The sequence below is a fragment of the Blautia sp. AF19-1 genome (assembly GCF_003479155.1).
GTDB classification, from domain to species: Bacteria; Bacillota; Clostridia; order Lachnospirales; family Lachnospiraceae; genus Fusicatenibacter; species Fusicatenibacter saccharivorans.
In genome coordinates, this window is record NZ_QUGQ01000023.1 from 25,297 (window position 1) to 48,283 (window position 22,987).

A 22,987-nucleotide genomic window follows, 5' to 3' on the forward strand; every position below is an offset into this window, starting at 1 on the left:
CAGTAAATCCTCCGTTTTTTTGTCTCGTTTTTTTTGTTCGCGGCGGGAGCAGAAGGGGTGTTATTGTACCGGGGCGAAGAAGATCTGGATCTGGTCTAAGAGGGCCTGCGGGGCCTCCATCTGCGGCATGTGCTTTGTTTTCGGCAGGATCTGGGTTTCGATGGAGGTGTTGAGCGCTGTGTACAGCGCAAAGGTTTCTGCGATGCCCGGCTCTTCCTCGCCGCCGATGAGGAAGATGCTGTTGTCAATGTGCTTTAAGGCGTGGCCGATGTTGAGGTTCACGTAATTGCCCGCAAGGCTTGCAAAAAGGTACTTTCCGGCACTGCTCTGGAGGTGGGCTGACTCATAGAATGCGTCTACGTCCTCCGGCGAGCGGTGGAACGGGTTGTGGTAGTAGCTCTCGGTGAATAAAAGCTCGATGTTGGATCGGCCGGTGAGCGTGTGGTACAGCAGCGTTCCGACGAGCGGGAGCTCGATCATGCGTTTCAGGAAGCGGCTGCGTTTATCCGGGATTTTGTTGAGCTTGGCAAGGTCGGTCGGGTTGATCATCATGATTCGGCCAAAGCATTTCGGGGCTGTATTGCAGGCGGTTACGACGAAAGAACCGGATAAACCGGATGCAATTACGTCGGTTGGACATCCGATGACCTGCTTGATGAAGGTGACGATGAGCTGTACGTATAAAAAGTTCGTGTACGTGATCGCCGGCTTGTCGGAACGGCCGCAGCCGAGAAGATCGAGTGTGTAGACGGTGTGATCCTTTGCGAGAGTATCCTCAATATACTGCCATTCGCGGCCGCTGGAGGCACAATGTAAGTCATGAAGTAAGAGCATCGGGGTTCCGGTGCCTTTTTTTGTGTAAAAAATATCGCCGAACTGCCAGGAAAAGATCTCTTTTTCAGCCGAGGCGAGCAGGTTTTTCCGTACGGCGGCGGTATCGAGCGTTTTATTCAGAAAGTAAATCGCTGCGCCGGACATCGTGGTGAGGACACTCAAGGTGACCAGTTTTTTGCTGTGTTTCATATGATAAAACTCCTTTCAGGGGTCTCCCGGAGGGGAGGAATCGGTTCGAAACGTTGTGTTGAGCTTATTATAAGCGAAAAAAGGGAAAGATACAATGCAAAAATTAAGGGAAAAATGAGAAAAAGAGACGAAAATAAGACGCAATTTGACGAAAAGCGTAGACAATTCCAGGAGAACTACGTTATGTCAACTACTGGCGAATGGCATATTTAAATAGTTTACATAACTGCAAAAAACAGAGAAAAAATGATGCAATAATACACATAAAAGCATGAAAACGGCACTATGGGATAAAATCCTTCCAGATTGGTAAAAATCCATGAAAAAATGGTCCCAAAATGCGTTTAGTAAATGGTTTGGAAAATCCGAAAAAACGAATGTAAAAGTTCAATTCATACGAAAATATAAAAATATAATTAAATAATTTAATAAAAGAAAGAAAATAGAGACGAAAAACTACGTGAAACACGCGAAAATACAGGAAAATGTAGAAAAAACGGAGAAAATCAAAAATAGAATAGAAAATACGATTATTTTAAAAATAAGAGAGGTGAAAAATGAGAGTGATTTTCGGAAAGCCGGGAAGCAAATCGCTTCTCGCTGATCGCCGAAGACCGAAAATCGTAAAAAACGATGTTTCACGTGAAACATTTTGAGAGACGTGAAACGTGAAAAATGAGACGGGGAAAGTGACATAAGTAGAAACGAAAAAATGAAGGACGATCTAAAAAAATGGCAAAAAGAGGGTGTAAAACGATGGAAGAGGCGAAAAAAGCAAAAAAGATAAAAATGAGTTGAGAAAAGGCAAAAAACGACTGAAAAGGGGAAAATGTAGTATAGACATGGGCGAAAAGAATAAAAACGGGAGGGAGAGGCAGTGAAAGGCAAGAAAATGGTGTGAAATGGCGATGAGGGATAAAAAACGGAGAGAAGGAATAAAAAATGTTGATAAAAGAGAAAAAGTGAGATTGTTTACAAAAAAAAGAGAAAGGTAAGCCAGAAAGATGGAAAAGAGGATAAAAGACGTGGCAGCGAGAGAAAAATATTAAAACCATAAAAACAGAAAAATTATAGTGAAATCAAATAAATCGATAAAAAAACAGAAAATGTGCAGCCTGGCCTGTAAAATAAAAAAAATCAAAGAAAAACCGCCCGAAAAGAGAAAAACTGGAGAAAAAATGAAAAAGAGGATGTCTCACGGATTATGCCTCTTACTGATGAAAATAAAGAGAAAAATGCTGAAAATTTGAAAAAAGCGAGGAAGAACGATGAAAAAACAGAGCTCTAGTGAATAAAAATACATTTTATATACAAAAGAGACATTTACGATCACCGAACAACCATAAACAGTTTTGATTCCTGATCTATGTATCAATAATATCCTGATAAGTTGATTTTTTCTTCCTAATCACCTGAGATTTCCTTGAAAAAGAGCATCACACGATTAAAATAACGTTTCCAGTATATTTATACCTCAAAAACGTCAAAAATTAAAATGTTTCACGTGAAACATTTTATAAAAACTGTGTGAAACAGAAAAAAATGTTCTGACATTGCAGAATTACTTGGAAACCATCAAAAAATGCAAAATCATCGCTGAAAAAATTCCAAAAAGCCTTTAAACAGCGTAAAAACCGAGAAAAATTATTGTAAAACAGTGCTTTTCAAAATGTTTCACGTGAAACATCGCCAAAAATCTCCAATTTTCTTATGTTTCACACCGCCTAATCATGCAAAAATGCAGAAAATGTTTCACGTGAAACATTTCCAGTAGTAAAATCCGGCGTAGTATGATAAAATATCTTTGTCCCAAATTGGGGCAATTTTGAGATAGAATCTGAAGAATTCCTCAGATAGACTGGCATAGAAAAGGAGATTTTTCCTATCTATATGCCAAAACACCTGCCGCATGAATCAGTTTTTTGAAAGAAGTGCCGGCAGGTCATTTCCTGTAAAAAGGAAAAACTGCAAATGGAAAACAAAAAGATGAAAGGAGGCAATACATATTTTGGGAAGAACAATTGCAATTGCAAACCAGAAAGGCGGCGTAGGTAAATCTACCACCGCAATTAACCTTTCTTCCTGTTTAGGAGAAATGGGACAAAAAGTTCTGACCATTGATATGGACCCGCAGGGAAATACCACCAGCGGAATGGGAGTAGAGAAAAATGAAGTGGAAAATACCATCTATGAACTGCTTCTTGGAGAGTCAAAACTGGAGGACTGCATCATTCCTCTGAATTTTGACAATCTTTCCCTTATCCCTTCCAATGTCAATCTGGCCGGAGCGGAGATCGAGCTGATCGGGGTGGAAGACAAAGAATTCATTCTGAAAAACGCAATTGATCAGGTCCGCGATCAGTACGACTTCATTATTATTGACTGTCCGCCATCCTTAAATATGCTGACAATCAACGCGATGACCACCGCGGACACCGTTCTGGTGCCGATTCAGTGTGAATATTACGCACTGGAGGGCTTATCCCAGCTTATGCACACGATTGAGCTGGTGCAGGAGCGTCTGAATCCAGAACTGGAGATGGAAGGCGTTGTCTTTACCATGTACGATGCGAGAACGAATCTTTCTCTGCAGGTAGTAGAAAACGTAAAAGACAGCCTGGATCAGAATATCTACAAAACCATTATTCCGAGAAATGTCCGCCTTGCGGAGGCACCGAGCTACGGTATGCCGATCAACTATTACGACAAGCGGTCCACCGGTGCAGAGAGCTACCGTCTCCTGGCAGACGAAGTGATTCACAGGGGGGATGAAGAGTAATGGCAGCGAGAAGAGGAGGATTAGGCAAGGGCCTGGATTCCCTGATTTCACCGGGACATTCGGCCAAAGCAGAAGCAAAAGAGAAACCGGTAAAACCGGAGGTCAAAGTAGTCGAGAAGGTTGTTGAAAAAGTTGTCGAAAAACCAGTTGAGATGAAACTGAAAATCTCCGAAATTGAACCGAACCGCGAACAGCCGCGAAAATCCTTTGACGAGGACGGCCTGATCGAACTTTCGGAATCCATTAAACAGTTCGGAGTTCTACAGCCGATTCTGGTGCAGAAAAAAGATGATTATTATGAGATCATCGCAGGGGAACGGAGATGGAGGGCTGCAAAGCTTGCCGGAATCAAAGAAGTACCGGTCATCATCAAAGATTTTACCGAGCAGGAAGTTGTCGAGATTTCCCTGATTGAAAATATTCAGAGAGAATCCCTGAACCCGATTGAGGAGGCACATGCATACAAACGCCTGATGGAAGAGTTCCATCTCCGCCAGGATGAAATCGCAGAGCGCGTTTCCAAGAGCAGAACGGCGGTTACAAACTCGATGCGTCTCCTGAAACTGGACGACAGGGTACAGCAGATGGTTGTCGATGAAATGCTGACAACCGGTCATGTGCGTACGCTGCTGGCGCTGGAGAATAAAGAGCTCCAGTACAATACGGCAATGAAAATCTTCGATGAAAAGCTCAGTGTCCGTGAGACCGAGCGCCTGGTCAAAGAGATCCTGAATCCGAAGGTGAAGAAAGAAAAGAAAGTCAATCTGGAAGAGGAAGCCATCTACGAAGGTCTGGAAGAGAAAATTAAGAGCATCATTGGTACGAAGGTTTCCATTCACCGCGGGGCAAAGCACAAAGGAAAGATCGAGATCGAGTATTATTCCCAGGAAGAGCTCGAGAGAATCATGGATCTGTTTGAATCAATACAGTAAGAGGTAGAATAATGAGCGATTTATTTAGTAAGGTAGGAATTGACCTTGGCGTTGTTGTACTTCTTCTGATTGTACTGATTATCGTGATGATGATTATGACGGTCAGCATGTCGCTGCGTCTGAGCAGACTGAACCAGAAGTACAGAAGCTTTATGAAGGGAAAAGACGCCCAGTCACTCGAAAAGCTGTTTCATCAGCGGTTCAAGGAAATTGACAAACTGAACAAGCAGAATGAGCTGACGAAAAAAAATCTTGCGGATCTGAAAAAGATCCAGGGCATGACGCTGAACAAATACGGAATCGTAAAATATGATGCGTTTGACGATGTGGGCGGAAAGATGAGTTTTGCGCTGGCAATGCTCGACAAAGAAAACACAGGTTTTATCCTGAATGCAATCCACAGCCGTGACAACTGTTTTTTATATCTGAAAGAGATCGTAAAAGGCGAGTCCTATATCATGCTGAGCGCCGAGGAAATCGACGCGCTGCGCCAGGCAATTACGATGAATTCGATCGATCTGATGTAAAAGCGGACCGCAGAAAAACAGCATGAAAGAACGCTTGAAAAAATGCATATACTGTTATATGATGGTACTGGAACGCGCCAAACCCGCATAAATGCTGGAAAAACGGCAGTGGTTCCGGGCTGGAAAGAACAAAAAGAATCCCGCCAAAATGAGGGGATAAGATCTACTAGGAGGAAATTATGTTAGACATTAAGTTTTTAAGAGAAAACCCGGAAGTTGTAAAACAGAATATCCGAAATAAATTCCAGGATCAGAAACTGGAGCTGGTTGATAAAGTCATCGAGCTGGACAAAGAAAACCGTGACATCAAACAGGAAGTAGAGGCACTTCGTGCAAAAAGAAACAAAATCTCCAAACAGATCGGCGCACTGATGGGCCAGGGCAAGAGAGAAGAGGCTGAGGAAGTAAAGAAACAGGTAGCTGTTGACGGTTCCCGCATCGAGGCTCTTTCTGCAAGAGAAAAAGAAGTAGAAGAAGAAATCAAGAAGATCATGATGGTGATCCCGAACATCATCGATCCTTCCGTACCGATCGGAAAAGATGACAGCGAGAACGTAGAAGCAGAGCGCTTCGGCGAGCCGGTTGTACCGGATTTTGAAATCCCGTATCACACCGACATTATGGAGTCCTTCGACGGAATCGATCTGGATGCAGCAAGAGAAGTTGCAGGAAACGGATTCTATTATCTGATGGGCGACATTGCACGCCTCCACTCTGCCATCCTTTCTTATGCAAGAGATTTCATGATCGACCGAGGATTTACCTACTGCGTACCGCCTTTCATGATCCACGGCAACGTCGTAAACGGTGTTATGAGCTTCGCTGAGATGGAGTCCATGATGTACAAAATCGAGGGCGAGGATCTGTACCTGATCGGAACCAGCGAGCACTCCATGATCGGTAAATTCATCGACAGCATCATCCCGGAGGAGAAACTGCCTCTGACCCTGACCAGCTACTCTCCGTGCTTCCGTAAAGAAAAAGGAGCACACGGCATCGAGGAGCGTGGTGTTTATCGTATCCATCAGTTCGAGAAACAGGAGATGGTTGTTGTCTGCAAACCGGAAGACAGCATGATGTGGTATGACAAACTGTGGAAGAACACCGTAGACCTGTTCCGTTCCATGGATATCCCGGTTCGTACTCTGGAGTGCTGCTCCGGTGACCTGGCTGACCTGAAAGTAAAATCTGTCGATGTTGAGGCATGGTCTCCGCGTCAGAAGAAATACTTCGAGGTAGGAAGCTGCTCCAACCTTGGCGATGCACAGGCAAGACGTCTGAAAATCCGTGTCAACGGCGAGGACGGAAAGAAATACCTGGCACATACCCTGAACAACACCGTAGTTGCTCCGCCGCGTATGCTGATCGCATTCCTGGAGAACAACCTGAATGCAGACGGAACCGTAAGCATTCCGGAAGTTCTTCGTATGTACATGGGCGGAAAAGAGAAACTGGTTCCGAAACACTAATCGCATAAGAAATACAAAGGAATGAGAGGAGGTGTTCTTATGCACGCTTACCTGAAAACCATTGGATTTTCAAAGATCAAGACGACGAAGGAACTCCAGGAGATTCTTCGTGATGTAGTAGAAAACTACGACCGTAAAAAGATTGTGGAAACAGAAGAACACCACCTTTTTGCTGAATTTTCGAAAGAATATGCATATGACTGTGGTATCACGGTCTGTGGGGAAATTGATGAGAACAACCGTTTCCAGATGGAATATTATTATCCCTATTTCGAGGGCGGGCAGATCAGCTCCTACGAGGAGGTATCGGTGGAGCGCCACGTCGATAAGGAATCGTTTGCAGGCGCCTGCGACGATATGCGGCTTGGCATCACGATGATCTTTTATCTGACGCATGCAGCGGAATATCTTGAGATGAAACAGAAAAATGCGCTGCAGCCGCTTCCGCTCCCGCTTTCTGTCTCCGGTCTTGCAGCGGAAGGAACAATTCTGCTTCCGATCCAGAAAGACCCGGAACAGGTCGAGAAGGAGCGCCGCAGCACGCAGCAGAAGAATTCACTGATCTCGGCTGCCAGAAACGGGGATGAGGATGCGATGGAAAGTCTCACCATGGATGATATTGACACATATGCCATGATTTCCCAGCGTCTGACGAAGGAAGATGTCTTTTCTATTGTAGATAGCTTTTTCATGCCGAGCGGTCTCGAATGTGACCAGTACAGCGTGATGGGTGAAATTACGGAGATGAATACAACGAAGAACGCGGTAACGGGCGAGCAGGTGTATGAGCTCGGCCTCGTCTGCAACGATGTGCCGATAGACATCTGTATCAACGAAAAGGATTTATTTGGAGTACCGGAAGTGGGAAGACGTTTCAAAGGCCAGATCTGGCTGCAGGGAATGCTGGAACATCTGTAAGGGAAAAATAAAAAGAGCGAGGACGGAAAAAGAGAAAATTCAGTCCTCGTTCTTTTTTTGCAGATTTTTATAGCGATAAACGGATGTTTACTGGTTCTGCACCAGATTCAGATGCTTACGCACCCGCTCGATCAGCATTTCAAGCGCAACGGTGTTCTGTCCGCCCTCCGGGATGATCACGTCGGCACGGCGCTTGCTCGGCTCTACGAACTGCTCGTGCATCGGTTTTACGGTCGTCAGGTACTGCGTTACAACGCTGTCCAGGGAACGGCCGCGCTCTTTTACATCGCGCAGGATCCGGCGGAGAATCCGCACGTCCGCATCGGTATCGACAAAGACTTTGATGTCCATCAGATCGCAGAGATCCTTCTCAACGAAGAGGAGAATGCCCTCGAGCACGATAACCGGGGCAGGATGGACCAGAATCGTTTTATCCGAGCGGTTATGCATGGCATAATCGTAAACCGGCATCTCGATGGATTTTCCGGCTTTCAGCTCGAGAATGTGCTGGCATAACAGGTCGGTATCAAAGGCATCGGGATGATCGTAATTTAATTTGGCACGCTCCTCAAAAGGAATATCGTCATGGCGTTTGTAATAGTTGTCATGGCGCAGAATGCTCACTTCATCGCGTCCAAAAACTTTCTACCAGCTTATCTGCCAGTGTCGTTTTTCCACTGCCGGTTCCTCCGGCAATTCCTATCAGTATCGTATCCATAAGAAACTCCTTTTTATCCGATGATAGCCAGTGTTGCGCTTGTTCCGAGACGGCTTGCGCCGGCATCTACCATAGCCTGTGCCTCGTCTGCGTTGTGGATTCCGCCGGAAGCTTTTACGCCCATATCCGGGCCTACGGTCTTTCTCATCAGGGCAACATCAGCCGCTTTTGCACCGCCGGTAGAAAATCCGGTGGAGGTTTTTACGAAGTCAGCGCCGGCTTCTTTTGCGAGCTCGCACGCTTTTACTTTCTCTTCATCGGTTAAAAGGCAGGTCTCGATGATGACTTTCAGAACGATGTCCTTGCCGCATACTTCTTTTAAGGTCTGGATATCGGAGCGTACGAAGTCGTATTTGCCGTCTTTGAGGGCTCCGACGTTGATGACCATATCAACCTCCTGTGCACCGTCTTCGATGGCTGCACGGGTCTCAAACGCTTTTACACGGGTATCGGACATGCCCAGAGGGAAGCCGACAACGGTGCAGACTTTGACGTCAGATCCTTTGAGCTTTTCAGCAACGAATTTGGTGTAGTACTGGTTGACGCAGACAGAAGCAAAATCATGTGCAAGTGCCTCGTCGCAGATCTTTGCAACCTGTGCTTCGGTTGCGTCTGCTTTTAAAATAGTGTGGTCAAATAATTTGGTGTTCAGCATAATTTTTTCCTTTCTTTGATGAAAAATAAATCAGAATGATAGAGAAAAGGCAGAGCCGAAAAAACACAGTTCGGATTTAACGGCTCTGCCTTTAAAAATTGTAACTATTCAGAGCCACATCTCGATTCCGCTGCGCTGCATCTCGATGTGGCTGCTCGCCATATGAAATTCCAGAAAAAACCGCTCATTCATGCAAGCATGATTCGCAATTTTTTCTTCCATTTCACATGGCTCTGAATAGTTACATATTATCTTGCGCCCTTATCGTATGGAATACCTTCGGCTTTCGGAGCCTGGGAATTCTTGGATGTGAAGGCGAGAATAATCATGGATGCGATAAACGGCATCATGTTGTAAATGTTCTTGGACAGTCCCAGATGGGAGAGGACGGTGGAGTCCGCAATGTTTGCCAGGGAACGGAATACCGCAAAGAATACGGCTGCTCCGGCAATGTGGAACGGTTTCCACTGACCGAAGATCATAACAGCGAGGGCAAGGAATCCGGCACCGGCTACGCCGACTTCGAAGTTCCAGGTGGTAACGGACGGAACGATGTAGGCAAATCCGCCGATACCGCCGAGTGCACCGGAGATGATAACACCGGTGTATCTCCACTGGTATACGTTGATACCAACAGAGTCGGCTGCCTGTGGATGCTCACCGCAGGCACGCAGGCGCAGTCCCCATTTCGTTTTGAAGAGGAACACGTAGCTGCAGATCAGAAGGATGATGCCGATGAACAGGAAGATGTTCACGGTAAATGGTCCGATCTTGTAAATGAAAGCGGCGTTGGTGTAGTTCAGCTTTGCGGAAGCTGCACCGTTTCCGGCATCCGAGCCGTTGTTGAATGCTTTTACCAGGACGATGGCAATGGCAGTAGCCAGCATGTTCAGCGCGGTTCCGCCGATCGTCTGGTCTGCTTTCAGTGTGATGGCGGAGAAGCCAAGCAGCAGAGAGTAGATCATACCGGATACGGCGCTCGCCAGAATGGAAAGTGCCACAAGTGCAGGAGCCGGGAGGTCCGGGAACAGAACCAGGACGAAGACACCGGCAAGGCCGCCGATCGCCATGATTCCTTCCAGCGCGATGTTGATGACACCGCTTCGCTCGGAGAACATACCGCCCATCGCAACGAGCATCAGAACAACGGCGTACAGTAAGGTAAATTTAATTAAAAGGAACATTATTTCTTCTCCTCCTTTCCGTTGTCTGCATTGGCATTTGCTTTCTGCTCTTTTTTGCTCTTGAACAGGTTTGCAACGATGCCCTTGAACAGGGTAACGAATGCGCAAAGGTAAATGATAACGGCAACGATCAGGTCCGCGATCTCCGGCTGATAATATTTCGTAGGCAGGTAAGCACCGCCGACCGAAATATGAGCAACGAAGAGAGCAGCAAAGATAACGCCGATCGGGTTGCTAAGTGCAAGAAGCGCAACCGGGATACCATTAAATCCGATGGCCGGGAGTGCTGTCGATACCTGCGGGTTCCACTCGGATGCACCGGAGAGGAAGTAGAGGCCTGCACCGATTCCGGCAAGCGCACCTGCGATGGTCATGGAGAGAACAACGTTTCTCTTCTCGTTGATGCCGGCGTATTTGGCAGCATCCTTATTGAACCCGCAGGCTTTCAGCTCATAGCCGAAGGTTGTTTTGTTCAGAACGATGTAGATGATGACCGCAATGGCAATCGCAATGAAAATCGCAATCGTTGTGGAACTGGTACGGAAAATGGAGTTCATGCCGCAGTCCGGAATCAGGGATTTTGGAGAAGCGGAGCTTAATTTGTAAGTACGTGTGGTCTTCTGATCATACATGCCCGGGATGGTGTTGTACATCAGCTCATTGACAAGATAAAGACCAATCCAGTTGAACATGATGGAAGTAATAACTTCATTTACGTTGAAGTATGCTTTGAAGATACCAGGAACTGCTCCCCAGATGGCTCCGCAGACCATAGCAGCCAGAAGGCATACATACCATGGCATGTGGAGGATGATGGCAAAATACAGGGCGCCGAAGACACCGACGGTGTACTGTCCGGCAGCACCGATGTTGAACAGACCTGTTTTAAAAGCAAATGCAACCGAAAGTCCGGTCATAATCAGGGGAGCGGACTGAGCGATTTCACTTCCGATTCCCTTCGGCTTTAAGTAAAAGCCGCCTTTGATGATTCGTGTAAATCCATCCACTGCGTTTTCCGCGTTGATGCAGTATAAAATGATAAATCCCACAAGAAGACCGATCACAATACATACAAGAGAAGCGACAATGGACAGAAGAGCGTTTTTCGTTTTTTCGTTCATGCTTTTCTTACCTCTCTTTTATACTTCTTCGGGAACCGGATCCCGTTTTGCACCTGCCATGTAGAGACCGAGTTCTTCGACAGAAACGGTTTTCGGATCCAGCTGGCCGACCAGCTCTCCTTCGTACATAACAAGAATACGGTCGGAAACATCCATAACCTCATCCAGTTCCAGAGAAACCAGAAGAACGGCTTTTCCCTTGTCGCGCTGTGCAACGAGCTGGCTGTGAATGTATTCGATGGCTCCGACATCAAGACCACGGGTAGGCTGTACCGCAACGAGAAGATCAGGATCTTTGTCGATCTCACGCGCGATGATCGCTTTCTGCTGGTTTCCGCCGGACATGCTGCGGGTGATGGTCACAGGACCCTGGCCGCTGCGGACATCGTACTGCTCGATCAGGCGCTCGGCATATTCGCGCACGGCTTTTGATTTGATAAAGCCGAAGGATTCAAATTCCGGCTGCCAGTAACGCTGCAGCACCATGTTCTGCTCGATGGAGTAATCCAGCACGAGGCCGTGTTTATGGCGGTCCTCCGGGATGTGGCTCATGCCCATCTTGGAGCGGTCGCGGATGGAAGCTTTCGTGATGTCCTGTCCGTTGAACAGAATTTTACCGCCGGATACTTTTTCCAGTCCCGTGAGGCCCTGAACGAACTCGGACTGGCCGTTTCCATCGATACCTGCGATGCAGACAATCTCGCCTTTTCTTACATTAAAGGAAACATCTTTGACGGCGTTGTTTCCGTGCACCTTGCTCGGTACGGTTATGTGCTCTACTTTCAGAACGGTGTCGCCCGGTTTTGACGGCTTTTTGTTGACGGAGAAGCTGACGTTTCTTCCGACCATCATGCGGGAGAGCTCTTCTTTGGAAGTTTCGCTGATGTTGACGGTTCCGATGTATTTTCCTTTGCGGAGAATCGTACAGCGGTCGGCAACTTCCATGATCTCGTTGAGTTTATGGGTGATGAAGAGGATGGATTTTCCTTCTTTTGCGAGGTTCTTCATGATCTTCATCAGCTCGTCGATTTCCTGCGGCGTCAGAACCGCGGTCGGCTCGTCGAAGATCAGGACTTCGTTGTCACGGTAGAGCATTTTCAGAATTTCGGTACGCTGCTGCATGCCGACGGTGATATCCGAGATCAGAGCGTCCGGATCGACCATCAGACCGTATTTCTCGCTCAGTTCCATGACTTTTGCACGGGCATTCTTTTTCTCGAGGAAAAGGCCTTTGGTCGGCTCTACGCCGAGGATGATGTTGTCGAGAACCGAGAAACATTCGACCAGCTTAAAGTGCTGGTGCACCATACCGATGTTGAGATCATTGGCGTCGTTCGGCGTGTTGATATGGACTTCCTGCCCATTCTTCTTGATGATTCCGGAGGTAGGCTGATACAGACCAAAAAGAATACTCATCAGGGTTGATTTTCCTGCACCGTTTTCTCCAAGCAGAGCATGGATTTCTCCTTTTTTGAGCTGTAACGTAATGTTGTCGTTCGCCTTGATACCCGGGAATTCTTTGGTGATGTTCAACATCTCAATAATGTACTCATTTTCCATATACATATTCCCTTTCAAGCGTGGTTTGGCAGGACTGCCGAAGGCATGGAAAACAGGGCAGAACTGCGGGCTTTCATTATGTCTAGTATAGCATTTTGTGTGACAGAAAAAAAGGGGAAGAGAAATAATATTCTCTTCCCCAAAAGGCATATTGTTACAGAAACAGTATGCACATTAGCTGATGTAATCAACGGTTACGTGAGAACCTACTTCCGGCTGATTTTCTGTATCGCTGGAGATTTCGATGGAACCATCGCGGATACCAGCCAGTACAGTTTCATACTGATCCTGTGTGAAGGTTGTGAATCCCCAGGATTCGGAATCGGTAGGAAGGCCGATGTAATCTCCGTCTTTCAGTCCAAGCTGCTGAGCAGTTCCGCCAAGTTCAGAGAAGTTTCCGCTGAAGTAGGAATCCAGAGCGTTGTTGATGGCGCTTGGAAGACCTTTCATAGCGGAAGTCAGGCAGCGCTCGCCGATTTTGGAACGCTGGTCAACGTCTACACCAATAACTTTTCCGTCGTGTGTCTCAGCTGCATCCAGAGCAGATGTCCAGATACCGCCGCCGCAGGCGAATACAACCTGTGTTCCGTCTGCATACCAGCCCTCCATACGGGCGGTGATGGAGTCATCGCCGTAGAACTGGCCGCCATAGTAATATTTTACGTTTACATCTACGCCGTCTTCTTCAGCAGCAGCGTTGATACCCTGTACATAACCGTAACCGAAACGGATAACGGCCGGAACAGCGATACCGCCGAGGAAACCAAGGCTTGTGTAGCCGTCTTTTACTGCAGCGTATCCAGCCAGGTAGCCGGCCTGCTCTTCTTCGAAGGAGCAGATGTACACGTTCTTTCCGAGATCAACAGCTTTGCCGTTTTTTACAATATCACCTTCGGTAACATCGACTGCGATGAAGGTTACATCCGGATAGGTGTCCTGCTCTTCAGCGATGGCAGGTCCGAACAGGTAACCTGGCATTACAACAACGGTAGCACCCTCGGAAACAGCAAGATCGATGGAGTTGATACGCTCTTCATCGGTATCCTCTGCCGGTTTGTAGTACTCGTACTCTACGCCGTTTGCATCGCCGTAGGCGCATACAGTTTCCCAGGTGATCTGGTTGAAGGATTCGTCGGTGATATCTCCGGAGTCTGTGATCATGGCAATTTTCTCACCTGCGGCGTCTTTTTTTTCTCCATCTGTGGAAGCAGAAGCGGAAGTTGCGCTGGTGGAATCGGCGCCTGTGGATGCGTCGGAGGAAGAGGAGCCGTTGGAGGAACCGCATCCTGCGAGTGCAGCAGTTGTCATGGCGGCTGCAAGCAGTAAGCTAACTACTTTCTTTTTCATAATAGTATTCTCCTTTCAAGAGGTACAGCGTTTTTGCGTGTATGGCTACATTATAATATAAAAGAAAAAAGTATGTCAAGCAAAGGAAAAACTGCGTGAAATCCACTAATTATCTGCATGCGAGCCGGAAATTCTTCGGATAATGGCGTTGGATCTTGCATAAATTTCTTCCGGGTCAAAGCCGATATGGAATTCGCCGTTTTCGTAGAGGATTTGACCGTTTACCATGGTAAGCTTTACGTTCTGTTTGCTGCCGCTGTAAACGAGGTTTTTGATCAGATTATTCTCCGGCTGCATGTTCGGCTGATGGAGGTCAATCATGACGAGATCGGCCTTTTTGCCGGCAGCGAGACGGTCGCAGTCAGTAAGCTGCATGGCGTGCGCGCCGCCTGCGGTTGCCATGTAGAGAATGGCGTCGGCCGGGATTCCTGCGGCATCCATCTCGCGGACTTTGGAAAGACCGGTGGTCAGGAACATTTCGCGGAACATATCGAGGCAGTTGTTACTGGCCGGCCCGTCGGTGCCGATGGCGAGGTTGATGCCGTTATCGTAAAAACGCTTCAGCGGGCAGATGCCGGAGGCGAGCTTCAGGTTTGAGGAGGGATTGGTAACGGCCGTCAGTTTCCGGTCACGGAAGATCTCAAAATCGCGGTCCTCCATCCAGATGCAGTGGTAGCCGCCGCCTCCGTACTGGAACATGCCTAAGCGTTCCATCAGCTGTGTCGGGGTGAGTCCCCAGCGCTCTTTACAGCCCTCGACTTCGCTTTTTGTTTCGGCGTTGTGTGTCCAGACAGGGGAATGGTATTTTTCGGCGAGTTTGGCAACGGCTTCAAGAAGCGGGCCGCCGGTCGTATATTCGGCGTGGAAACCGAGCAGATACGAGGTGCGGTCGGAGAGTTCGTTGACATAGTTATACATCTCTTCGAGAATTTCCGGGCTGTCGACGAAGTTGTTGAGACCGCTGGTAAGAACGGTGCGGAATCCAGTGTCGACCGTGGCAGCGATGCTGTTTTTCTGCTGGATGTACATGTCGAAATTGGAGGTGATGCCGCTCGTCAGATATTCCATGATGCCGAGGATATTGAGCCAGTAAACGTCGTCCCCGGCGAGCTTTGCCTCGTTCGGGAAGACCTGGCGCTCGAGCCATTCGTGGAGCGGGAGATCGTCCGCGTAGGAGCGGAGGAAGGTCATCGGGGTGTGCGTGTGTGCGTTTTTAAAGCCCGGGATCAGGAGATTGCCGCGGGCGTCAATTTCGCGGTCGAAGACAGTGGTCTCTGCGGCATCTGGATCTGCTTTTCTACCAGGTCCGATATAGGTGATGGTGTCGCCGGTGACATGAAGTTCGTCTTCGGCGATGGAAAAATGGTTTTCAGCGTCGAGTACGAGAATTTTGGCGTTGTAAAAACGTGTATTCAAAAAAGATCTCTCCTTTATTTTACGTGCTGTTTACAGTGTCTTTGCGATGCCCTGAATCGTTGCGGCAACGAGTTTTTTGAACTGCGGTGCAACCATGTCAGCTGCCTCCTGAACTTCCGCATGGCACAGAGGCTGCGGGGAGATGCCGGCGGCAAGATTGGTAATGCAGGAAATACCGATGACGCGCATGCCCATATGGCGTGCAGCGATGGCTTCACAGGCGGTGCTCATGCCGACCGCGTCTGCGCCGAGGGTGCGGCACATGGCGATTTCCTGCGGGGACTCGTACTGCGGGCCGGTGAGCTGCAGATAAACGCCTTCCATCAGGTCGATATCAAGGCTGGCTGCGGCTTTCCGTGCGATTTTCTGGAATTCAAGGTCGTAGATCTGGCTCATATCCGGGAAACGGGTGCCGAGCTCGTCGATGTTCGGTCCGATAAGCGGAGATGGAACGAAGCAGGCGATCTGGCCGTTTAACAGCATCAGAGAGCCTGGCTTTGTGCCCTGTTTGATGCCGCCGGCGGCGTTGGTTAAGAACAGTGCTTTTGCGCCCATCAGCTTCATGAGGCGGGGCGGGAGAACGACGTCGGTCATTGGATAGCCTTCATAATAATGAACGCGGCCCTGCATGCAGACAACCGGCACATCGCCGACGTAGCCGAAGATAAAACGGCCCGCGTGGCCCGGAACAGTGGAAACCGGAAAGCCTTCGATATCGTGGTAATCGAGGGTTGCGGTAACGCGGATATCATTCGCAAAATCACCGAGGCCGGAACCGAGAATCAGTGCGACTTCCGGCTGGAAATCGATCTGGGAGCGGAAGCTCTCGTAGCATTTCATCAGTTTTTCGTAAACAGGGTTTGGGGTGTTGCTCATAGGAAAAACCTCCTTAATATAAATGATTTTCTGCTTTTTGAGTCTTTTTTCGGCTATTTTTAGGGAAGAAAAGCCTGCCACAGAGATGTGAGTCCCGGAGGCAGGCTTTTCTTTTAGAAAAAAGATCATCTGGTAGTTCTATTGTAGTATAGAAAGCGCGGAAAAGCAATGATTTCAGTCATCAAAAATATTCAGATGCTGTTTCATGATATTTCCCAGCCATTCAATGACCGGACCGAGGGTAATAACCATCAGCACGGTGACAATGCCGAGTTTTCCGCCGAGCAGAACGGCGATCGCGGTGACAACGAAGTCGTAGACGATGCGGATCACACGGAACGAAACGTTCGGCAGGTGGGTGGAGATAATGAAGGATACTGCGTCGTACGGTGCAGTTCCCATATCAACATCCATATAGAAGGATGCGGCAAGGATAAACAGGACCAGCGCCGGGATCAGCACAGCGATTCGCACACCCATCGAGGTGAAGAGGTCTGCCGGAAGGACTTTCGCCCAGATCCAGGAGAAAAAGTCGATGGAATATCCCACGAGAAACATGTTTGCGAGGGTTCCGAAGCCTAAGTTTCTGCCGCCGAAAATGATAACGAAGATGAGCAGGACGGTATTGAAGAGCGCCTGCCAGTTTCCGATGCTGATGCCGAGGCGGGTGGAGATGGTCTGGTTTAACAAGGTACATGGATCGGTGCCGAGATCGACGAGAAGCAGCCATGAGAGCGCAAAGCCCATCAGGATGACGGCAGCGATGACCAGAATCAGGCGGGTCCAGAAATGTTTCTTCTGGTAGAAGCCCTGGATGATTTCTTTCATAGTATGAGTTCCTCCCTGTGATTTATGCTTGGTTTTTCAACTTTTCGGGCGGATTTTCTACGCATTTCCTTCGAAATTTTTCGATCGTCTTTCCAACACGTTTTTCGCCCTTCTTTCCAGAAAAATCTCCGCCGTTTTTTGGCGGAGATTTGACCGTTTCTGTTATTTTAGTATATTTTTTCCAAAATGTAAACTATTTTCTTTTGATGATGTCAACTTAATGTTCACAAAATGATGAATAATAAATGAACATAAATTAACACAAAACATAAAATTGAAAAAACACGTTCATTAACAAATTAACGAAATGAACATGTGAGCTGAATGAAATTTGTGCATTCTACAATGTGTCCACGCGAGACGGACAGAACCTTGAAAAGAACTACAATATACGGATATACGAATTAATGTCATAAACAGAAACCAAAGTTATAGAACCAGCTCCACGTTTTTACCGAAGACTTCGCGGTATAACTGTTCGCGTTCCGCGGTGATCAGCCGCCCGACGGAATCGGTTGCCGCACCGAGACAATCGGCGCAGGTGAGGATCTGGTAGAGAATGGCGTTGTCGTTGCCTTTATGGGTATACTCGCGCGGATAGCCGCCTTTTTCGTCGTACCAGAGATGGTGGTAGAGCGCCGCCTCGGCGTATGGTCTTGTGGAATCCCATTTGCTGAGGAGCTCATAGCCCATCTGTGGGTGGAGACGGATCAGATCAAAGAGAAAAAGTACATTGCATCATTGGAACCGTATATTGGAGATATTCTACTGGTTGGAATTAATTATGATAAAAAGACCAAAAAGAATGAATGCCTGATAGAAAAGGCGTAAATGAATAAAAAGGCAAGGCAGCATATCACAGGAAATCCTGAGGCATGCTGCCTTATTTTGTCAGGCATATCAATAATTGGTTCAAAAAGGATACGTTAGAATACCACTACCAGAAGCATCTTATACTGCTCTTTGCCATACACTGCATGCGGATGTTTTGCCGGCATGACGATGGATTCGCCTTCGTGGAGTTCGTATTTTACGCCGTCGATGGTGATTTCACCGGTTCCGTCGAGGCAGGTGACGAAGGCGTCGCCGCCGGACTCGTGGGTGCTGATTTCTTCGCCTTTGTCGAAGGCAAATAAGGTGATGCTGACGGATTCATTCTGTACCAGTGTTTTGCTGACGATCTGGCCTTCCTGGTAGGAAACCTGATCTTTTAAGACCATAACCTTGGCTTTATTGATATTTTTCATGATGCTCATAGTTTATAAATCTCCGTGATAGAATGAGAACGTGTCTGAAAAAATTCCCAGGCACGTTCTAAAAATGTGTGATTAAGATGAGATGACTCATCGGTGTCGGGCGTGTATAGAAATGGAATCTGAGGTCCGTTTTCTGATATGCCCAAATTCAAAGATATTTTTGTCTGAACATATACAGTATACGTGGAAAAATGAAAGAAAGCAAGGGGTTTTCTTTATTTCCCGAAAAACAATTCCATATCGTTTTCAACGGTATCGATTCCGGCGATGCCGAAGTTTTCAACGAGAAGAGCTGCAACATTCGGGCTTAAAAATGCCGGAAGTGTCGGGCCGAGGTGGATGTTCTTGACACCGAGCGACAGCAGTGCCAGAAGAACAATCACAGCTTTCTGCTCGTACCAGGAAATATTGTAGATGATCGGCAGATCGTTGATATCGTCGAGGCCGAAGACCTCCTTTAATTTCAGTGCAATCACGGCAAGAGAGTAGGAATCATTGCACTGGCCGGCATCGAGGACGCGCGGAATGCCGTTGATGTCGCCGAGGTTCAGCTTGTTGTATTTGTATTTTGCACAGCCGGCGGTCAGAATCACGGTGTCTTTCGGCAGTGCCTGTGCAAAATCAGAGTAATAGCTGCGGCTCTTTGCACGGCCGTCACATCCAGCCATGACAACGAATTTTTTGATCGCGCCGGATTTCACGGCATCGACGATCTGATCTGCCAGGGCGAGTACCTGTGCATGGGCGAAGCCTCCGACAATGGTTCCCTGCTCGAGTTCCGTCGGCGGTGCGCAGTGCTTTGCCTGTTCGATGAGCAGAGAGAAATCTTTTGTCTCACCGATGACGCCGTCGATGTGCGGGCATCCCGGATAACGAACCGCTCCGGTTGTGTAAATACGGTTTTTGTAGCTGTCCTTCGGCGGCACGATACAGTTCGTCGTCATCAGAATCGGGCCGTTGAAGGCTTCAAATTCTTCTTTCTGCTTCCACCAGGCGTTACCATAATTTCCCTTAAAATGTTCATATTTTTTGAACGCCGGATAGTAGTGTGCAGGCAGCATTTCGGAGTGGGTGTAAACATCGATGCCGGTGTTCACGGTCTGCTCGAGCAGCATCTCGAGGTCGCGCAGATCATGGCCGGAGACGAGAATACCCGGGCGGGTGCCGACACTGAGATCGACGGTGGTGATCTCCGGATTGCCGTAAGCGGAAGTATTGGCCTCATCGAGCAGTGCCATTCCCTGCACGCCGTAGGAGCCGGTCTCGAGTGCGAGAGCCGTCAGTTCCTCTGCAGAGAGGGAATCGTCGAGCGTTGCGGCGAGAGCACGCTGCAGGAAGGCATCGATTTCCTCGTTTTCTTTTAAGAGAACATTGGCATGGCTGGTGTACGCGGCAAGTCCTTTCAGACCGTAGGTGATGAGCTCGCGTAAAGAGCGGATGTCCTCATTTTCCGTGGAAAGTACGCCGACGGTTACTGCTTTTGCGGCAAACTCATCGGTTGTGCCGTTCCAGAGGGCGGCTTCCGGCAGAGCGGAGCAGTCGGCAAGCTGAGCGAGAAGCGCTTTGGTCTCAAGCGTTGCCTCAATTCGTGCGCGGATCGTATCATCATCAAAGTTCACGTTTGTGATGGTCGTAAACAGGTTTTCGGTGATGAGATGATTGACGCTGGCATCGACGGTTTTTCCTTCGCGGCGGAGCTGTGTCGTCACGGCGGAAAGTCCTTTCGTCGTCCAGATCAGCAGATCCTGCAGCGCCGCTGTCTCCGGGCGCTTTCCACAGACACCGGATTTTGTACAGCCGGAGCAGCCGGCAGTTTCCTGACACTGGTAGCAAAACATATTCTGTTCCATAAAAATAGTTCCTCCTGTAGGGTATTTCCGAGGGGTTAAGCGCAGAGGGAAAAACAGATCTGCGCGGAGTTTCATAATTTACACGTACAGAATATCGGATATAACAGGAAAAGTATGTGGTTATAACCACGGAAAATACTTTTTGTGTATATTCGTTTATGAAAAATAAGCATTTGAAACGATGAAACGGTAAAAAATTTACGCTGCGGTACCGCCTAGAGAGACGGATGACGCAGCGTAAATTTGTTTTTATGAAATTCGAGGATTCCCTCTTTCTGCATTTTTCCGAGTTCTTTGGAGAGGGCGCTCCGGTCGAGGTTCAGGTAGTCGGCGAGGCCCTGGCGGTCGAAGGGGATCGTAAAGGTGTCGGCGCCGGTTTTGGCAGACTGCGCGGCGAGGTAGACCAGCACGCGCTCGCGGATCGTCTTTGGTGTAGTGCAGAAAATGCGGTTGGAGAGGGTAAGATTTTTCTGCATGGAGATGCGGAGCATGTTACTGCGAAGCTGGGACAGCCATGCATCATCACCATCGGCGGTCTGGTCGAGGTTTCGAAGATTGAAAAAGAGAACCGTCGAGGCTTCGGCTGCCGTGACATTCACCATCATCGGCTCCCGACAGAAGGCATACGTTTCGGCAAATACCTGGCCGGGGGTGATCTTGCTTAAGATACTGCGGTTGCCCCAGAGATCCGTATTCTCCACGAAAACGCTGCCGGACAGCACAATCCCCAGTTCGGACACGCGGTCACCCATGTGATAAATGGTCTGGTTTTTCTCAAACGAACACGTCCGCAGCCACCCGCTCGAAACAAGAGCCGTCCGCCCGGTTTCCGAGATGCCATGAAAGAGCGGGAGAGAAAACACCTCGGCCGGAAAAACAGCATCAGCCAATGATTTCATACTGCAGCATCTCGTATTTCAAAATACTGCCCTCCATAATTTCCGGCGGCAGCAGTGCGCGGGCAACCAGTTTCATTTCATTGTCCTCCGGTTCGATGTCATTGCGGCGTAAATGCGCGTAATCACCATCGATGGCGACTACTTCGTAGGTGCAGGATAACATAAGAAAACAACCTCCTTTTTCTTTACATGATACCTATTATACCGTGTGCAGAAACGGATGTCGATGGAATTTTTAATGCCGGAAACAAAAGTCTATCCGATGCATTACTTGGAAGAAATGGTGGTGACGAATTCTGCATTCTTTTACCAAATTGTACCTTTGCAGAAGCAGCTATACAGCTGCAGAAATTCACCAAACTTCCTAAATCATTCTCATACCGTGGTAAGGAACATGCATTTTATATTTCTCTAGGATATGCAGAATATCCAACATTTGCATCCAATCGTTCACAGCTCATGCGCTTCGCAGATGCCGCTCTTTATGAAATAAAACTTCATGGAAAAAATGGATGTATGGTCTACAGAGAAGGACTTCGGTCAGGTGCCCGCAAACAACTTGGATTCGCATTCAAGGATATCTCTGAACATCTTCCAGGTGCATTCATCATATACAGAGCTGACAAAGAAGATGATGAACTATTTTTTGCAAATGATGAATTTCTTCATATGTCCGGATATAAAAATATAGATGAACTGTTCAGACTTACTGAGAAAAGTTTTCGCAACTTGATTCGTGAAGCTGAACAGCAACAGATAGAATCGAGTATCTGGGAACAGATTGACAACGTCAATGAAAATGACTATATTCACTTTCATCTTCGAAAAGCTGACGGAACTTATTTTTCTGTTCTTGATCATGGAAGAATTGTAGAGAGTCCGCAATACGGGAAAGTATTTTATGTATTGTTCATGGATTGGGAAGATATGCATATTCGTTACAATGATAAATTCGCAAGATAAAATATTGCAAAAAACAGAGCGTATGATCTATTTTCATATAATGTTTATGTCGGCAAGCTCTATCAAAAGGAAATCGACTTTGTTGCGCAGAGAAGCAACGAGAAGTTTTATATTCAAATCAGCGACAACATTTCCGGGCAGTAAACATTTGAGAGAGAATGCTTTCCTCGGCTTCAGATTCGAGATGCTTATCCGAAAATGATTATTGCTAGAACCAAACATCCCCAATATAGCTATGAAGGAATCGTAATTTACGATATAGCCGATTGGTTACTACAAGAATAAGCAAGGCGAAATATCTCCAGCATTCTCTTTTGAAATGATGGAGATATTTTTATTATGACGGAGATTGCAGATGAATTCAGACAAAGCATCCTACGAAAAGAGTTTTATATGGATGTACTGAACTGTGATCCGATGTCTTTTGACAAGAAATGCGAACTGACAAACCCAAGCAAAAGCTTTTTCACTGTAGCTGATCCGTTCTCTGTGAAGATTAGAATAACATCTTTTTTCTGACATTTCTTTAGTAAGTGCAAAATAATTCGACGGATTGTGTTGCCCTAAAAAATATCCCATAATAATCAATAGAGAATGCAAGCATTTTACTTCATCTTTTCTTGCTAGAAATGATAGGTGCGAGTATTTTACTCTATTCAAGTTATG

20 protein-coding genes and 2 pseudogenes are annotated in these 22,987 nt (G+C 47.4%); 7 read left to right on the forward strand and 15 right to left on the reverse strand.

The annotated features are described in order from the left end of the window. Positions 1-60 precede the first annotated feature (60 nt). Positions 61-1,023 (reverse strand): alpha/beta fold hydrolase, encoded by a 963-nt coding sequence (locus tag DWX26_RS14045; RefSeq protein WP_117814430.1) that lies wholly within the window; start codon positions 1,021-1,023, stop codon positions 61-63. Positions 1,024-3,031: 2,008 nt separating this feature from the next. Here DWX26_RS14045 and DWX26_RS14055 point away from each other — a divergent pair. From DWX26_RS14055 to DWX26_RS14075, 5 genes are all read left to right on the forward strand, one after another. Then, entirely contained in the window at positions 3,032-3,802 is a 771-nt protein-coding gene (locus DWX26_RS14055) for a ParA family protein (RefSeq protein WP_022461756.1), read from the forward strand. Next, positions 3,802-4,734: a ParB/RepB/Spo0J family partition protein gene (locus DWX26_RS14060; RefSeq protein ID WP_117510630.1), complete on the forward strand. Its 933-nt coding sequence runs from the start codon at positions 3,802-3,804 to the stop codon at positions 4,732-4,734. Before DWX26_RS14055 ends, DWX26_RS14060 begins: the two co-directional genes overlap by 1 nt. A gap of 11 nt (positions 4,735-4,745) precedes the next feature. Next, positions 4,746-5,261, forward strand: a complete 516-nt coding sequence (locus tag DWX26_RS14065) for a DUF4446 family protein (RefSeq protein WP_022461754.1) — start codon at positions 4,746-4,748, stop codon at positions 5,259-5,261. A gap of 179 nt (positions 5,262-5,440) precedes the next feature. After that, complete coding sequence (gene serS, locus DWX26_RS14070) at positions 5,441-6,730, forward strand: serine--tRNA ligase (protein ID WP_022461753.1); 1,290 nt, start codon at positions 5,441-5,443, stop codon at positions 6,728-6,730. A 39-nt stretch (positions 6,731-6,769) separates the two neighbouring features. Further along, entirely contained in the window at positions 6,770-7,648 is an 879-nt protein-coding gene (locus tag DWX26_RS14075; protein WP_055225936.1) for a DUF3881 family protein, read from the forward strand. An 87-nt stretch (positions 7,649-7,735) separates the two neighbouring features. On the opposite strand, the pseudogene udk reads toward DWX26_RS14075, so the two are convergent. The 14 genes and pseudogenes from udk to DWX26_RS14145 all read right to left on the reverse strand — a co-directional run bounded on the left by udk (position 7,736) and on the right by DWX26_RS14145 (position 21,521). Next, positions 7,736-8,366 (reverse strand): annotated as a pseudogene (gene udk, locus DWX26_RS14080) (uridine kinase). Between the two features lie 13 nt (positions 8,367-8,379). Continuing rightward, positions 8,380-9,021: a deoxyribose-phosphate aldolase gene (deoC, locus tag DWX26_RS14085; protein WP_022461750.1), complete on the reverse strand. Its 642-nt coding sequence runs from the start codon at positions 9,019-9,021 to the stop codon at positions 8,380-8,382. Positions 9,022-9,269: 248 nt separating this feature from the next. Next, the gene (locus tag DWX26_RS14090; protein ID WP_055225933.1) at positions 9,270-10,205 is read right to left on the reverse strand and encodes an ABC transporter permease; all 936 of its coding nucleotides are present in this window, start codon (positions 10,203-10,205) and stop codon (positions 9,270-9,272) included. Continuing rightward, positions 10,205-11,326, reverse strand: coding sequence for an ABC transporter permease (locus tag DWX26_RS14095; protein ID WP_022461586.1), 1,122 nt, complete (start codon positions 11,324-11,326; stop codon positions 10,205-10,207). The genes DWX26_RS14090 and DWX26_RS14095 overlap by 1 nt, the downstream gene beginning before the upstream one ends. An 18-nt stretch (positions 11,327-11,344) precedes the next feature. Beyond that, positions 11,345-12,892: an ABC transporter ATP-binding protein gene (locus DWX26_RS14100; RefSeq protein WP_416388191.1), complete on the reverse strand. Its 1,548-nt coding sequence runs from the start codon at positions 12,890-12,892 to the stop codon at positions 11,345-11,347. A gap of 168 nt (positions 12,893-13,060) precedes the next feature. Then, a complete protein-coding gene (locus tag DWX26_RS14105) occupies positions 13,061-14,233 on the reverse strand; it encodes a BMP family lipoprotein (RefSeq protein ID WP_055225931.1) in 1,173 nt (390 codons plus the stop codon). A 105-nt stretch (positions 14,234-14,338) separates the two neighbouring features. Further along, a complete protein-coding gene (locus DWX26_RS14110) occupies positions 14,339-15,649 on the reverse strand; it encodes an amidohydrolase family protein (RefSeq protein ID WP_118595966.1) in 1,311 nt (436 codons plus the stop codon). Between the two features lie 30 nt (positions 15,650-15,679). After that, complete coding sequence (locus tag DWX26_RS14115; RefSeq protein WP_055225928.1) at positions 15,680-16,525, reverse strand: purine-nucleoside phosphorylase; 846 nt, start codon at positions 16,523-16,525, stop codon at positions 15,680-15,682. 174 nt (positions 16,526-16,699) lie between these two features. Continuing rightward, a complete protein-coding gene (locus DWX26_RS14120; protein WP_118595967.1) occupies positions 16,700-17,353 on the reverse strand; it encodes a YczE/YyaS/YitT family protein in 654 nt (217 codons plus the stop codon). A gap of 429 nt (positions 17,354-17,782) precedes the next feature. Further along, positions 17,783-18,046, reverse strand: a complete 264-nt coding sequence (locus tag DWX26_RS16795) for a hypothetical protein (RefSeq protein WP_055225924.1) — start codon at positions 18,044-18,046, stop codon at positions 17,783-17,785. 233 nt (positions 18,047-18,279) lie between these two features. Next, on the reverse strand, positions 18,280-18,609 hold the full coding sequence (locus DWX26_RS14130) for a cupin domain-containing protein (protein ID WP_022462474.1): 330 nt from the start codon (positions 18,607-18,609) through the stop codon (positions 18,280-18,282). Positions 18,610-18,824: 215 nt separating this feature from the next. Next, entirely contained in the window at positions 18,825-20,459 is a 1,635-nt protein-coding gene (hcp, locus tag DWX26_RS14135) for a hydroxylamine reductase (protein ID WP_055225922.1), read from the reverse strand. Between the two features lie 215 nt (positions 20,460-20,674). Then, a complete protein-coding gene (locus DWX26_RS14140; RefSeq protein WP_055225921.1) occupies positions 20,675-21,358 on the reverse strand; it encodes a Crp/Fnr family transcriptional regulator in 684 nt (227 codons plus the stop codon). Further along, the gene (locus DWX26_RS14145; RefSeq protein WP_055225919.1) at positions 21,342-21,521 is read right to left on the reverse strand and encodes a hypothetical protein; all 180 of its coding nucleotides are present in this window, start codon (positions 21,519-21,521) and stop codon (positions 21,342-21,344) included. Before DWX26_RS14145 ends, DWX26_RS14140 begins: the two co-directional genes overlap by 17 nt. A gap of 26 nt (positions 21,522-21,547) precedes the next feature. Between DWX26_RS14145 and DWX26_RS14150 the strand changes: the two genes are divergently transcribed. Both DWX26_RS14150 and DWX26_RS14155 read left to right on the forward strand, forming a co-directional pair. Next, the gene (locus DWX26_RS14150; protein ID WP_243030692.1) at positions 21,548-22,321 is read left to right on the forward strand and encodes a diguanylate cyclase domain-containing protein; all 774 of its coding nucleotides are present in this window, start codon (positions 21,548-21,550) and stop codon (positions 22,319-22,321) included. Positions 22,322-22,357: 36 nt separating this feature from the next. Further along, positions 22,358-22,606, forward strand: a pseudogene (locus tag DWX26_RS14155) (ATPase); the annotation flags it as partial. Positions 22,607-22,987: the final 381 nt, after the last annotated feature.

Bases quoted from the DNA above. Each gene is read 5' to 3' on its own strand.
- hcp (WP_055225922.1), bottom strand. From the start codon at position 20,459: ATGGAACAGAATATGTTTTGCTACCAGTGTCAGGAAACTGCCGGCTGC.
- DWX26_RS14075 (WP_055225936.1), top strand. From the start codon at position 6,770: ATGCACGCTTACCTGAAAACCATTGGATTTTCAAAGATCAAGACGACG.
- DWX26_RS16795 (WP_055225924.1), bottom strand. From the start codon at position 18,046: ATGGGCTATGAGCTCCTCAGCAAATGGGATTCCACAAGACCATACGCC.
- DWX26_RS14065 (WP_022461754.1), top strand. From the start codon at position 4,746: ATGAGCGATTTATTTAGTAAGGTAGGAATTGACCTTGGCGTTGTTGTA.
- DWX26_RS14045 (WP_117814430.1), bottom strand. From the start codon at position 1,023: ATGAAACACAGCAAAAAACTGGTCACCTTGAGTGTCCTCACCACGATG.
- DWX26_RS14130 (WP_022462474.1), bottom strand. From the start codon at position 18,609: ATGAGCATCATGAAAAATATCAATAAAGCCAAGGTTATGGTCTTAAAA.
- DWX26_RS14120 (WP_118595967.1), bottom strand. From the start codon at position 17,353: ATGAAAGAAATCATCCAGGGCTTCTACCAGAAGAAACATTTCTGGACC.
- DWX26_RS14100 (WP_416388191.1), bottom strand. From the start codon at position 12,892: ATGTATATGGAAAATGAGTACATTATTGAGATGTTGAACATCACCAAA.
- DWX26_RS14105 (WP_055225931.1), bottom strand. From the start codon at position 14,233: ATGAAAAAGAAAGTAGTTAGCTTACTGCTTGCAGCCGCCATGACAACT.
- DWX26_RS14090 (WP_055225933.1), bottom strand. From the start codon at position 10,205: ATGTTCCTTTTAATTAAATTTACCTTACTGTACGCCGTTGTTCTGATG.
- DWX26_RS14140 (WP_055225921.1), bottom strand. From the start codon at position 21,358: ATGAAATCATTGGCTGATGCTGTTTTTCCGGCCGAGGTGTTTTCTCTC.
- serS (WP_022461753.1), top strand. From the start codon at position 5,441: ATGTTAGACATTAAGTTTTTAAGAGAAAACCCGGAAGTTGTAAAACAG.
- DWX26_RS14095 (WP_022461586.1), bottom strand. From the start codon at position 11,326: ATGAACGAAAAAACGAAAAACGCTCTTCTGTCCATTGTCGCTTCTCTT.
- DWX26_RS14060 (WP_117510630.1), top strand. From the start codon at position 3,802: ATGGCAGCGAGAAGAGGAGGATTAGGCAAGGGCCTGGATTCCCTGATT.
- deoC (WP_022461750.1), bottom strand. From the start codon at position 9,021: ATGCTGAACACCAAATTATTTGACCACACTATTTTAAAAGCAGACGCA.
- DWX26_RS14115 (WP_055225928.1), bottom strand. From the start codon at position 16,525: ATGAGCAACACCCCAAACCCTGTTTACGAAAAACTGATGAAATGCTAC.
- DWX26_RS14150 (WP_243030692.1), top strand. From the start codon at position 21,548: ATGATACCTATTATACCGTGTGCAGAAACGGATGTCGATGGAATTTTT.
- DWX26_RS14145 (WP_055225919.1), bottom strand. From the start codon at position 21,521: ATGTTATCCTGCACCTACGAAGTAGTCGCCATCGATGGTGATTACGCG.